We start from the raw sequence: 12916 nt of genomic DNA, 5'->3' as shown, positions 1-12916 counted from the left end.
TCCGTTGGGTATCTGGGGAAATTGCCTGGTGCGGGTCCGCCCTGGCATGGCGAAAGATGCACTTCAGTTCATTTGATGGTTTTATACAGGTCACGCATTTCGACCGTCCAATACTTTCCCCATCCTCTTTGATACCTATAGAATATAAAGTGCGCATAATCCCCGACCCACATGGGCTTTTTGCGACGCAATATACTCAAACGTGCATCGAAAAATAGTTCATCTTTGAGATCACCATCATGGATCTGCGTCAGCTTCGCTACTTCGTCGCCGTGGCCCGCGAGCGCAATTTCACCCGCGCGGCCGAGCAGCTTCACATTGCTCAACCGCCGCTGAGCCGGCAGATTCAGTTGCTCGAAGAAGAGGTCGGCGTACCCCTGCTGATCCGCAATACCCGCCCCGTGCGGATGACCGACGCGGGCCGTCTGTTTTACGAGCAGGCCATGCAGGTTCTTGCGCGAATAGATCAGATGAAAGCCGCCGCGAGGCGCGTGGGACTCCATCAGCGCAGCGTGTTGTCGATCGGATTCGTCGGTTCGGTTCTGTACGCGGGATTGCCGACGCTGATGCGCAAGCTGCGCGAGCATGCACCCGAACTGGACATTCAGATGGTCGAATTGATGTCGATGCAACAGATCGAGGCGCTGAAAGAAGGCCGTATCGACATCGGCTTCGGCCGCGTGCACCACGGCGATCCGAATATCGCCGCGATCGTCCTGCGCGAAGAGCGCCTTGCCGCGGTCGTGCCGGCCGGCTCGCCGATGGCGAGAGAATCGACGCCATTGCCCATCGAACAGCTGGCCGGACAAAAGCTGATTGTTTACCCCAAGGAGCCGCGCCCCAGCTTTGCCGATCAGGTCCTGAACGTCCTGTACGGCCACGGCGTGGAAGTGGGCGAGGTGCTGGAAGTGCGCGAGATCCAGACCGCACTGGGACTCGTCGCGGCCGAATTCGGCGTGTGCATCGTGCCCTCGTCGGCACGGCAATCGCGGCAGGACGTGCACTACCGGGTGCTGGACAGCGACCGCGCAACGTCGCCGGTCATTTTCAATCACCGTATCAACGACAATTCGATCTATATCGGTCTCGTCAAACGATTGATCGAAGAAATGTATGCGGAAAATCCATCGTGGCTGCACGCGCATAACCTGACAAGATTCGAGCCGCGCCAATAACCCGACGTCAGGAACGATGTTGCGCACAACGTCATTGCCTTACCCGGGCGCCTCAGCGAAGCGCAATCCGATGATGCCGATCAGCGCGAGGCCGAGAAAGAACAACCGCATCCAGCCCGTTCCTTCATGAAAGCAGACCATGCCGATCACCACGAGTCCGATCGTGCCTATGCCGGTCCAGATCGCATAAGCCGTGCCGATTGGCAAAGACGCAAGCGAGCGCGCCAATAGATAGATGCTGAGCAGTCCCGCGACTATCGCGAGAATACTCGGCACGGGCCGTGTCCAGCCGGCGTTCAGCTTGAGCGACACGCCCATCGCGATCTCCAGCATCGCGGCGAGAAACAGCGTTGCCCACGCCATACCGCTACTCCCGTGTCTCACCGGATTGCCCGTCGGCAGCCGGCGACAGCACCCTGTTCGCGGCGAGTCCTTCGATGACCGCCGGACGAGCCTCGATCACCGTCAGCCAACGCGCTACGTGCGGAAATGCCGACACGTCCAGCTCCAGTTCGCCGAAGGTGCGCAACCAGCTGAACGCGGCGATATCAGCAATCGTATATTCGGGCAAGGCGAGGAATGCCGACTCGCCCAGGCGTCGATTCACGACGCCGTAAAGCCGCAACGCTTCCTTGCGATAGCGCGCGATCGCCTCATCGTTGGCAGTCTCGGCCCTATGCAGAAACCACCATAGCTGGCCGAGCATCGGACCGATGCTGCCGATCTGGAAATGCAGCCACTGCTGGACCGTGCTTTGCTCCCGTTGCCGGCCAGGCCATAGGCACCCGGTCTTCGACGAAAGATAGGTCAGGATCGCGCCGGACTCGAAGATCGTCAAGCCGGCTTCATGATCGACCACGGCGGGAATCTTCCCGTTCGGGTTGATCGCCAGATAGTCGGGACGGTGCTGATCGCCTCCCGACAGATCGAGATTCACCTGCCGGTAGGCGATGCCGGCTTCTTTCAGGAAGATGCTGATTTTCTGCCCGTTGGGCGTGTCCGCGGTGTAAAGCGTCATAGCGTCGGCGTTTGACATAGGGTTCCTTGCGGCCTCCATATTTTTGCAATTACAATAATTGCAATTGCAATCGTATGGCTGAAGATCGCTTTTGGCAAGCCGTCCAACAACCGTAGGTATCCGTATGACTTCAGCGCCACTGCGCCCTCCCGTTTTTTCAAACGCAACACGCGGTGCGGCACGTGCCTGTCTCGCTGCGTTCGACGCCATGGAGCGCAGCGTCCCACGCCATGCCACTTCTCCGCGACACGCCATCGATGCCATTGCGGATAGTCTCGGCGGCAACGGTTCGGTATCGCATCGAATCTCGATCGTCAGAGCGAACCGGCAGCGAGATTCGCACGGGGCGCTCCCCAGCGCATGGCCGCTCTGGTTTCAAAGCGGGCGTCATGCGTTCGAAAAGCCGCTGCTGTATCTATTCGGCTCGGAAACGCTCGACCGGCTGCGGATGTTGTCGTTCGAATCGGCGGGACGGGGCATTCTGTGCAACGATGCCGAAACGCGACCATCGATCTGGTGCAAGGGCGTGCAACCCGCACTGCCGCTCTGGCTCGCCTCGCATCCGGACTGCACGCCGTACGACCCCGCTTCCGCCGATGAAGCACGCGCCATCCTGCGCTCGGCATTGCAAGCGCTTTACGTGGACCATCAAGCCGGCTTCTACTATCTGGCGACGCATGACGATACGTGCGCCGACACCGGCCCATTGCATCGTGCCGATGCGCAAGGCGCAATCAAGGGGATGTATCGGCTCAGGCTCACGCCCGAGGTAAGCACAGTGAGCACGGCAAGCACGAATGGAAATAGAAAAACGCCGCCGCAAATCCGCCTATGCGGTGCGGGCAAGGCGCTACAGCGCGTGCTCCATGCGGCACGCCTGCTCTCGCAGGATTGGGGAGTCGCGGCGGAAGTCTGGAGTTGTCCCAGCTATACGCGCCTTGCCCGCGAGGGACGCGCCGCCGCGCGATGGAACATGCTTCATCCGCAATCGCGGCCACGACGGCCTCATATCGCCCGATGCCTCGGCGACAGCACGGCGCCGGTGATCGCCGTCACCGGCTACGCACAGCATATTGCCGAGCAGATCGCTCCATTTGCACCCGGGCGATTCGTGGCGCTCGGCGCAACGCCGCAGCGCGGCACGGCCTACGCGGATTTCCCCGGTGCGCCATGGATCACCCTGATTGCCCTGAAAGCACTCGCCGACGAAGGCGCATTGTCCGCGCAAACGTTGGAAGCCGCGCTGCGCACTTATGTGCTGACCTAGCCGCGCCCTGCCCTTACCTGCCCTTACCTGCCCTTACCTGCCCTTACCTGCCCGGCGCCGCTTCGCGCGCGGCCGCGCCGGCCTGATCGAGCGCGTTCGCGAACACGCGCTGTTCGTCTGCATCGAACTGGGCGAGAAACAACTCGGCCACCGCGGATTCGTAGACCTTCCACATTTTTTTGCGCAGCGCGCGCCCCCTGCTGGTAATCGACGCGTAGGCGGCCCGTCCGTCCTCGGCGGAACGGGCACGGGTAACGAGCCCTTCTTCCTCCAGGCGGTCAACCAGTCTCGTCAGGTTGTAGCGCTCAATCGCCAGCACGTCCGCCAGTTCGTGCATGCGCCGCGTGCCGCCAGGGCCGCTTTCCAGCCCCCACAGCAGGTCATACCACGCATAAGCGGGCAAGCCGCTCTCGGCCAACCGCCGCTCGACCTCGCGAATCATCAAACGGTGCGCGCGGACGAATGAGAACCACAGGTCGGGCTCGTTTCTGGACATATCGGAAAACTCCATGAGGTAATTGCACTTGCAATTCTACTCTACGGAGCTACAATGGCCGCCTTAACGATTGCAATTGCAATCGTAATGTGCTGTTTTTCGTGGACACCTTTTTTGCCGCGGTTCGTGCAAGCGATGCACCCGCCACTCATTCTGGAGATGTGCCAATGAATTCCGTCTTTGAATCCGTCGATGTCGATCCGCAGGAAACACGAGAATGGCTAGAAGCGATGGAAGCGGTCGTGGCCGTGGAAGGACGTCCACGCGCGCATTACCTGATCGATCGACTGGTCGACCGGGATGCCGCCCGACATGGCGATATGCATGGCCGCGTGACGAGCGCCTACGTCAACACGATCGGACTCGAACGGCAACCCGCCTACCCCGGCGACCTGAGACTCGAACGCCGCCTGAATGCCTATATCCGCTGGAATGCGATGGTCATGGTTTTGCGCGCAGGCAAGCATTCGAATGTGGGCGGCCATATCGCGACGTACGCGTCCGCCGCGGTGCTCTACGACGTCGGGTTCGACCATTTCTTTCGCGGCCGCACCGGGAACTTCGCCGGAGACCTGGTCTATATTCAGGGGCATTCCGCACCGGGCATCTATGGCCGCGCCTACCTCGAAGGCCGCATAACGGAAGCGCAACTGGACAACTTCCGCCGCGAAGCGGGCCGCAATGGCCTCTCCTCTTATCCGCATCCACGCCTGATGCCGGATTTCTGGCAATTCCCCACGGTGTCCATGGGGCTCGGGCCGCTCACGGCGGCCTATCAGGCGCGCTTCATGCGCTACCTCGAATACCGTGGGCTCAAGGAACATCAGGGCCGTAAAGTGTGGGCCTTTCTCGGCGATGGCGAAATGGACCAGCCGGAATCGCTCGCGGCGATTTCGCTCGGCGGCCGCGAGCGGCTCGACAATCTGATCTTCGTGGTCAACTGCAACCTGCAACGGCTGGACGGCCCGGTACGCGGCAACAGCAAGGTCATTCAGGAACTGGAAGGCACCTTCCGCGCGGCCGGCTGGAACGTCATCAAGGTCATCTGGGGAAGCGGATGGGACGCGCTGCTGCAACGCGATCACACCGGCCTGCTGCGCCGGCGCATGATGGAATGCGTGGACGGCGACTATCAAACCTTCAAGTCGCAGAACGGCGCTTATGTGCGCGAGCATTTCTTCGGTAAGTATCCCGAACTGCTCGAACTGGTGGCCGATCTGTCCGACGACGAAATCTGGAAACTGGCGCGCGGCGGTCATGATCCGGAAAAGGTTCACGCGGCGTATGCGCAGGCCATGCGCACCGAGGGCCGGCCAACCGTCGTTCTCGCCAAGACGGTCAAAGGTTTCGGCATGGGCGAAGCCGGCGAAGGCCAGAACATCAACCATCAATTGAAGAAAATGAGCGCCGATGCGGTACGCGCTTTTCGCGATCGCTTCGATCTGCCGGTCAGCGACGCACAGCTCGACGAGATACCCTATCTGAAGCCCGAGCCGAATAGCGACGAAGCACGCTATTTAGCGGCGTGCCGCACGCGGCTCGGCGGTCACGTTCCGGCCCGCTTCGCCGATGTTCCGCCATTGCCGATTCCACCGCTCGAGGCATTCGCCGCGCAACTGAAGGACAGCGGCGAACGGGGTGCGTCCACCACGATGGTTTTCGTGCGCATTCTGAGTACGCTGCTGAAGGACCCGAACCTGGGCAAGCTGGTCGTGCCGATCGTGCCGGACGAATCGCGCACCTTCGGCATGGAAGGGCTATTCCGTCAGATCGGCATTCATTCGCCGGTCGGGCAACTCTATACGCCGCAGGACGCGGGCCAGCTGAGTTACTACAAGGAAGCGAAGGACGGCCAGATTCTGCAGGAAGGGATCAACGAATCCGGTGCGTTCGCGTCGTGGATCGCCGCCGGCACCGCCTATGCCAATCATGCGTTGCCGACGATTCCGTTCTATATTTTCTATTCGATGTTCGGCTTGCAGCGCATTGGCGATCTCGCCTGGGCGGCAGGCGACGCACGCACGCGCGGGTTCCTGCTCGGCGCGACTTCCGGGCGCACCACGCTGATGGGCGAAGGCCTGCAACACGACGACGGTCACAGTCACGTGCTGTCATCGGTCATTCCCAATTGCGTCTCGTACGATCCGACCTTTTCGTATGAACTGGCCGTCATCGTTCAGGACGGCTTGCGCCGGATGTACGCGCAACAGGAAGACGTGTACTACTACATCACGCTGCTCAACGAGAACTACCCTCACCCGGCGCTGCCGCCCGAGGCCGAAGCCAGCATTCTCAAGGGGCTATACAGGCTGCCCGGTGTGGCACCGGACGAAGCTCGCGACGATGCGCAGCGTCCTCATGTACAACTGATGGGCAGCGGCGCCATTCTGCGCGAAGTGATCGCCGCGGGCGAATTGCTGAAGCAGGACTTCGCGGTTTCCAGCGACATCTGGAGCGCCACGAGCCTGACCGAACTGCGCCGCGACGGTCTCGCCGCCGAGCGCTGGAACATCCTGCATCCGCAGGACGAGCCGCGCATTCCGTACGTTCAGCAATGCCTGCAGGGCCGGCCGGGTCCGGTCGTCGTGGCGACCGACTACATGAAGATCGTCGGCGACCAGATCCGCCCGTTCGTCGACGATCGCCGCTTCATCGCGCTCGGCACCGATGGATTCGGCCGCTCCGATACGCGGGAGTCGCTACGCACGTTTTTCGAAGTGGACCGGCATTTCATCGTGCTCACAGCACTGAAAGCGCTCGCGGACGAAGGCACCATTGCGCGCCGGACAGTCAGCGAGGCGATTGCGCGCTACGGTATCGATATCGACAAGATGGACCCGGCCACGGTTTGAGTACCGGCGGCAGCATTCACCGGATACCTGACTAATCGCAATCCCATCTGGACCTGGCATCATGCGTCTATTGAATATCGTGTGTTCTCCTCGTGGCGACGCGTCAGCCTCGATCACCATCGCGAATGCGTTTCTCGACGCGTATCGCCAGCATTGCACGTCGATCGAGGTCGACACGTTGAACGTCTGGGAAGAAGACCTGCCCGACTTCGACAGCGAGGGCATTGGCGCGAAATATAAAGGGGTATCGAAAGAACCCTTGAACAGCGTCGAATCGTCGATCTGGAATCGCATACAGTCTCTCGTCAAGCGTTTCCAGGAAGCTGACCGGATCGTTCTCGGCGTGCCGATGTGGAATTTCGGCTACCCGTACAAGCTGAAACAACTGATCGATCTCGTCAGCCAGCGCAATATGCTGTTCACCTTCAATGGGAGCGCATACGGTCCGATGCTGAAGATTCCGCGCGCCCTCGTCATTCATGTGCGTGGACAGAGCCGCGAGGCAAGTGCCGGCAGCGGCCATCCCGGGTTTGAACATCAGGCCGACTATCTCGACTTCTGGCTCAAGTTCATTGGCGTGGCCGACGTTAAAAGCCTCATGGTGGAGCACACCTGGCATGCCGACCCTCGGCAGGCGATCGAGCAGGGAAAAGCCCGGGCGCTCGCCATGGCGGCGGATTTCTAGGTATCTCCAGGCATAAGCGGACGCTCAACTCCACCCTTCGAGCCGCAACGTCGCCCGCACCAGCCTCTGCTCTTCCTGCTCGATTTCACGCAGGCTCGCACAGACCCTGTCGATATGATCGGCGGCGGCCTTGCGCGCCTGCTCCGGCAGCTTGCCGATCACCGCGTTGTAAAGCCGCGCATGCTGACGATCGATCACCCGCTTGTGCTGTTCGCGGTGGTAAAGGTTATTGACCGACGCGAACACGGAACTGAGCAGCAGATCGGTCAATGATTGCAGGGTGTGGACCAGCACCGGATTGTGCGAAGCCTCGCAAATCGCCAGATGAAACGCGTGATCGAGGCGCGCGTGGACCGACGGATCGGCCTCGGTCTCCTGTGCCTCGATCATCTCCTGATAGCGCCGCGTAATCAGCACATGGTCAGCCGGCGTGCCGCGCAGTGCCGCCAGCCGCGCCGATTCCGCTTCCAGCATGCCGCGCACCTCGAACAGGTCGTAGAGCGTGCGCGGCTGCGAGCCGAGCAGGTGCATGAGCGGCGAGGTCTCCGTGTGCCCGGTCAGACTGGCGACATACGATCCGCGCCCATGCGAGGTCTCGATGATGCCGCGCGCGCGCAGCAGCTTGAGCCCTTCGCGCAGCGCCGTGCGCGACACGCCGAGCTTCTCGACAAGCCGCCGCTCCGAGGGCAGCGACTGCCCCGCTTTGAGCACGCCGTCGACGATCAGCCGTTCGATGCGTTCCGCCACGACGTCCGCGACCTGGCGGGCGGGGGCGACATCGGCGTTCTCGCGGGTATTCGTATCGTGCATTTTCAAGTGGTACGACCAGCTAGGGAAAGGGTATGAATCAAATCGTCATCCAGCAGGATATCGCACGATATTAAGGTCAGTGCAGAAATTGCTCTGCGAAGCCCGATAAAAAACTGGTACGACCACTCGACCAGCTTATCGACAGACGCCGGCAGCGCGGCAACAATTCCGCCTGCAACGCCTGCCGGCCGGTCGTCCCGATCCGTCGCGCGAGGGCGAGGAGACATTCATGAGCTATCGCTATGACGAAGCGATCGACGGCCCGCTCGTTACGCACGACCGTGCCGCCGTCGTCGCGGAACTGCGCGCGCGCGTGCCCGGCCTGACGATCCTGCACGAAGCCGAGGAGCTGCGTCCGTTCGAATGCGACGGGCTCTCGGCCTATCGCACGACCCCGCTACTCGTCGCGCTGCCCGAAACCGTCGAGCAGATCGAAGCGCTGCTGCGCTATGCGCACGAGGCGCGCATTCCCGTGGTGGCGCGCGGCGCCGGCACTGGTCTGTCGGGCGGCGCGCTACCGCTCGAAAAAGGCATTCTGCTCGTGATGGCGCGCATGAACCGCATCGTCGCGATCGATCCCGAGGCCGGCATCGCGCGCGTTCAGCCGGGCGTGCGCAATCTCGCGATCTCGCAGGCCGCCGCGCAGTACGGGCTCTACTATGCCCCCGATCCTTCGTCGCAGATCGCCTGCTCGATCGGCGGCAACATCGCCGAGAACGCCGGCGGCGTGCACTGCCTCAAATACGGCCTGACGGTCCACAACATCCTCAAGCTCGAAGTCCTCACCATCGAGGGCGAACGCGTCACGCTCGGATCGGACGCGCTCGATTCGCCCGGCTTCGATCTGCTCGCGCTCTTCACCGGTTCGGAAGGCATGCTCGGCATCGTCGTCGAAGTCACGGTGAAGCTGCTCACCAAACCGCAGAGCGCCCGCGTGCTGCTCGCGAGCTTCGACGATGTCGAGCGGGCCGGCTCGGCGGTGGCCGAGATCATCGGCGCGGGGATCATTCCGGGCGGCCTGGAGATGATGGACAACCTCGCCATTCGCGCCGCCGAAGACTTTATCCACGCGGGCTATCCCGTGGATGCGGCAGCCATCCTGCTGTGCGAGGTGGACGGCGCCGAAAGCGACGTCATTGAGGATTGCGAGCGGGTGGAAGCGCTGCTGCGCGCGGCCGGCGCCACCGACGTGCGGCTCGCCCGCGACGAAGCCGAGCGCCAGAAATTCTGGGCTGGCCGCAAGAACGCGTTCCCGGCGGTCGGCCGCATCTCGCCCGACTACTACTGCATGGATGGCACGATCCCACGCCGCGAACTGCCGGGCGTGCTGGCCGGCATCGAGCGCCTGTCGCAGCAATACGGGCTGCGCGTCGCCAACGTTTTCCACGCGGGCGACGGCAATCTGCATCCGCTGATCCTGTTCGATGCGAACGCGGGCGAGACCGAGCGCGCCGAAGCGCTCGGCGGCGCGATCCTGGAGCTGTGCGTGAAGGTCGGCGGCAGCATCACAGGGGAACATGGCGTGGGCCGCGAGAAGATCAATCAGATGTGCGCGCAGTTCAATGCCGATGAATTGACCTTGTTTCATGCCCTGAAAGCCGCGTTCGATCCGCAAGGTCTGCTCAATCCCGGCAAGAACATTCCGACCCTGCATCGCTGCGCCGAATTCGGCGCGATGCACGTTCACCACGGCGCCCTGCCGTTTCCTGAACTGGAGCGATTCTGATGCGAGACGATCCGATCCCGCTGGACGACAGCCAGCGTCTCGTCGACGAGGTCGCTCGCGCCATCTCGACGCAGACGCCGCTGAGCGTGCGCGGCGGCAACACCAAGGCGTTTCTCGGCCGCGGCGTGCCTGATGGTGCACCCGACGGCGCACCCAACGGCGCGCGCGAACTCGACACGCGCAGCCACAGCGGCATCGTCCGCTACGAGCCGACCGAACTCGTTATCACGGCGCGTTGCGGCACCTCCGTCGCGGCGCTCTCGGCCGCACTCGATGCCGCCGGTCAGATGCTGCCCTGCGAGCCGCCCGAATTCGACGGCCGCGCGACGCTCGGCGGCGCGGTCGCGAGCGGGCTGTCGGGACCGCGCCGGCCGTGGGCAGGCTCCGTGCGCGACTTCGTGCTCGGTTGCCGCCTGATCACCGGCGAGGCGAAGCATCTGCGCTTCGGCGGCGAAGTGATGAAGAACGTCGCCGGTTACGACATGGCGCGGCTCGCGGCCGGCAGCTACGGATGCCTCGGCGTGATGACCGAGGTGTCGCTGAAGGTACTGCCCAAACCGCGCGCGACGCGCAGCGTCGTCCTTGAGATGAGTGCCGACAAAGCCATGACGGCGCTGACGAACTGGCGCCGCGGCGCACTTCCCGTCACCGGCGCCTGTTACGAGGATGGCCTGTTGCACGTGCGGCTCGAAGGCGGCGAAGGCTCCGTGGAATCGGCCATCGGCCACATCGGCGGCGCGGACCTCGACATGGCGTTCTGGACCGACCTGCGCGAACACCGCCTGCCTTTCTTCGCCGATGCGCGTCCGCTCTGGCGTCTGTCGCTGCCGGTCGCCGCGCCGCTCATGGCACTGCCCGGTGACGTCATGCTCGACTGGGGCGGCGCGCAGCGCTGGCTCAAGAGCCATGCGGACGTTTCGTCGATACAGGCAATCGCTGCGGCCGCCGGCGGTCACGCGACTCGCTACAGCGCGGACGCAACGCCGGACCCGCGCGGCGCGGCAAGCCCGTTCATGCCGCTCTCCGCACCGCTGCTGCGCCTGCATCGCGCGCTGAAGGCCCGGCTCGATCCGCATGGCCTGTTCAACCCCGGCCGCCTGTACGCCGACTTCTGACGCGAGACACCATGCAAACCAACCTCAGCGAACAGGCCCGAACCCTCGCGCGCGCCGACGAAGCGGAATCGATCCTGCGCAGTTGCGTCCATTGCGGCTTCTGTAACGCGACCTGCCCGACCTATCAGGTCCTCGGCAACGAACTAGACGGCCCGCGCGGCCGCATCTATCTGATCAAGCAACTGCTCGAAGGCGAGGACGTCGGCGCGAAAACCCAGCAGCATCTCGACCGCTGCCTGAGTTGCCGCAATTGCGAAACGACCTGCCCTTCCGGCGTCACCTATCACGCGCTGCTCGACATCGGCCGCGCCGAACTGGAGCGGCGGGTCGCGCGGCCGACCGGCGAGCGCATGCTGCGCGAAGGGCTGCGGCAGGTCATCCCGCGCCCGATGGTATTCAAGACGCTGCTGACGGCGGGCCGTCTTGCGCGGCCCTTCCTGCCCACATCGCTGCGACAGAAAATCCCCGTCGACAAGGTCGCGGCCAAGCCTCGCCCGCCGGCGAGACACAGCCGTCGCATGCTGATACTCGAAGGCTGCGTGCAGCCTGCCTTGTCGCCGAACACGAACGCCGCCACAGCTCGCGTGCTCGACCGGCTCGGCATCAGCGTGATCGCGGCGCCCCAGGCCGGCTGTTGCGGCGCAACCGACTATCACCTGAACGCGCAGGACGCGGGCCTCGCACGCGCACGCCGCAATATCGACGCATGGTGGCCCGCCATCGAGGCGGGCGCCGAAGCGATCGTGCTGACCGCGAGCGGCTGCGGTGCATTCGTCAAGGAGTACGGACATTTACTGCGCGACGATCCGCTCTACGCAACCAAGGCCGAGCGGACGAGCGAGCTGGCCCGCGATCTCGTCGAAGTGCTCCGCGGCGAACCGCTCGACGCGTTGCAAACCGGCGAGCGCAAGCGCATCGCCTTTCATTGCCCGTGTACGCTGCAGCATGCGCAGAAGCTCGGCGGTGCGGTCGAGGCGATCCTGACGCGGCTCGGCTACGACCTGACCGACGTTCCCGACGCGCATCTATGCTGCGGCTCGGCGGGCACCTATTCGATCACGCAGCCGGAACTGGCGGCAACGCTGCGCGAGCGCAAGCTCGACGCGCTCGAAAGCGGCCAGCCCGACCTCATTGCGACGGCCAACATCGGCTGTCAGACTCACCTCGCCAGTGCCAATCGCACGCGCGTGCAGCACTGGATCGAACTTATCGAAGACGCGCTTCAATAACTCCGGGAATCGACCGACATGCAAACCAAATCTGTACTCACCCTCGCGGAAACCACGCGCATTCTCGACGCCGCTCGCGCCGAGGCGGAAAAAAACCACTGGCCCGTCGCCATCGCGGTGGTCGACGACGGCGGCCATCTGCTCGGCCTGCTGCGTCTGGATAACTGCGCGCCGATCGGCGCCGAGATGGCAATCGGCAAGGCGCGCACCTCGGCCCTGGGACGCCGCGAGTCGCGCCTCTACGAAGAAATGATCAATGGCGGCCGCACCGCTTTCGTGAGCGCACCGCTCGTCGCGACGCTGGAAGGCGGTGTTCCGCTTACCGTCGATGGGCAGGTGGTGGGCGCCGTCGGTGTGTCCGGCGTGAAGCCGGGTGAAGATGCGCAGGTCGCGAAAGCGGGAGCGCAGGCGCTGGCGTGAGGGAGTCAGTGTGTTCCCGATGTCCACGACGTCGGGTTCATCGAAGATCGCGCGACGTTGCATAGCTGCGGCCAATCCATCGCGGACTGACCGCAGCACCGCGTGCCGGACGACTCGGCACGC

12 protein-coding genes are annotated in these 12916 nt (G+C 63.4%); 8 read left to right on the top strand and 4 right to left on the bottom strand.

Annotated features, from left to right (window positions below):
• Positions 1-239: 239 nt before the first annotated feature.
• On the top strand, positions 240-1175 hold the full coding sequence (locus tag G3N58_RS11885) for a LysR family transcriptional regulator (protein WP_167284279.1): 936 nt from the start codon (positions 240-242) through the stop codon (positions 1173-1175).
• Between the two features lie 39 nt (positions 1176-1214).
• Here the strand turns inward: G3N58_RS11885 and G3N58_RS11880 are convergent, their stop codons facing one another.
• Both G3N58_RS11880 and G3N58_RS11875 read right to left on the bottom strand, forming a co-directional pair.
• The gene (locus tag G3N58_RS11880) at positions 1215-1538 is read right to left on the bottom strand and encodes a multidrug efflux SMR transporter (RefSeq protein ID WP_167040066.1); all 324 of its coding nucleotides are present in this window, start codon (positions 1536-1538) and stop codon (positions 1215-1217) included.
• Between the two features lie 4 nt (positions 1539-1542).
• The gene (locus G3N58_RS11875) at positions 1543-2211 is read right to left on the bottom strand and encodes a glutathione S-transferase N-terminal domain-containing protein (RefSeq protein WP_167040068.1); all 669 of its coding nucleotides are present in this window, start codon (positions 2209-2211) and stop codon (positions 1543-1545) included.
• A gap of 190 nt (positions 2212-2401) precedes the next feature.
• Between G3N58_RS11875 and G3N58_RS11870 the strand changes: the two genes are divergently transcribed.
• Positions 2402-3460: a pyruvate dehydrogenase gene (locus tag G3N58_RS11870; RefSeq protein WP_241017078.1), complete on the top strand. Its 1059-nt coding sequence runs from the start codon at positions 2402-2404 to the stop codon at positions 3458-3460.
• 43 nt (positions 3461-3503) lie between these two features.
• On the opposite strand, the gene G3N58_RS11865 is transcribed toward G3N58_RS11870, so the two are convergent.
• The gene (locus tag G3N58_RS11865; RefSeq protein ID WP_205999242.1) at positions 3504-3956 is read right to left on the bottom strand and encodes a MarR family transcriptional regulator; all 453 of its coding nucleotides are present in this window, start codon (positions 3954-3956) and stop codon (positions 3504-3506) included.
• A 167-nt stretch (positions 3957-4123) separates the two neighbouring features.
• Here G3N58_RS11865 and aceE point away from each other — a divergent pair, with 167 nt between their 5' ends.
• A complete protein-coding gene (aceE, locus tag G3N58_RS11860) occupies positions 4124-6808 on the top strand; it encodes a pyruvate dehydrogenase (acetyl-transferring), homodimeric type (RefSeq protein ID WP_205999241.1) in 2685 nt (894 codons plus the stop codon).
• A gap of 61 nt (positions 6809-6869) precedes the next feature.
• On the top strand, positions 6870-7493 hold the full coding sequence (locus G3N58_RS11855) for an NAD(P)H-dependent oxidoreductase (protein WP_167040075.1): 624 nt from the start codon (positions 6870-6872) through the stop codon (positions 7491-7493).
• Positions 7494-7517: 24 nt separating this feature from the next.
• Here the strand turns inward: G3N58_RS11855 and glcC are convergent, their stop codons facing one another.
• The gene (gene glcC, locus G3N58_RS11850; protein ID WP_167284284.1) at positions 7518-8303 is read right to left on the bottom strand and encodes a transcriptional regulator GlcC; all 786 of its coding nucleotides are present in this window, start codon (positions 8301-8303) and stop codon (positions 7518-7520) included.
• 229 nt (positions 8304-8532) lie between these two features.
• Here glcC and glcD point away from each other — a divergent pair, with 229 nt between their 5' ends.
• Genes glcD through G3N58_RS11830 form a run of 4 tightly spaced genes read left to right on the top strand, consistent with a single transcriptional unit; the run spans position 8533 to position 12793 of the window.
• Positions 8533-10029 (top strand): glycolate oxidase subunit GlcD, encoded by a 1497-nt coding sequence (gene glcD, locus G3N58_RS11845; RefSeq protein WP_205999240.1) that lies wholly within the window; start codon positions 8533-8535, stop codon positions 10027-10029.
• The gene (glcE, locus tag G3N58_RS11840; protein ID WP_205999239.1) at positions 10029-11144 is read left to right on the top strand and encodes a glycolate oxidase subunit GlcE; all 1116 of its coding nucleotides are present in this window, start codon (positions 10029-10031) and stop codon (positions 11142-11144) included. Before glcD ends, glcE begins: the two co-directional genes overlap by 1 nt.
• 11 nt (positions 11145-11155) lie before the next feature.
• Positions 11156-12373, top strand: coding sequence for a glycolate oxidase subunit GlcF (gene glcF / locus G3N58_RS11835; RefSeq protein ID WP_205999238.1), 1218 nt, complete (start codon positions 11156-11158; stop codon positions 12371-12373).
• A gap of 18 nt (positions 12374-12391) precedes the next feature.
• Positions 12392-12793: a heme-binding protein gene (locus tag G3N58_RS11830; RefSeq protein WP_205988721.1), complete on the top strand. Its 402-nt coding sequence runs from the start codon at positions 12392-12394 to the stop codon at positions 12791-12793.
• Positions 12794-12916: the final 123 nt, after the last annotated feature.

It is taken from the genome of Paraburkholderia sp. Ac-20342, assembly GCF_017104985.1.
Taxonomy (GTDB): Bacteria; Pseudomonadota; Gammaproteobacteria; order Burkholderiales; family Burkholderiaceae; genus Paraburkholderia.
Note: the sequence above shows the minus strand (reverse complement) of the source record. Positions and strands in the feature narration are given on the sequence as shown.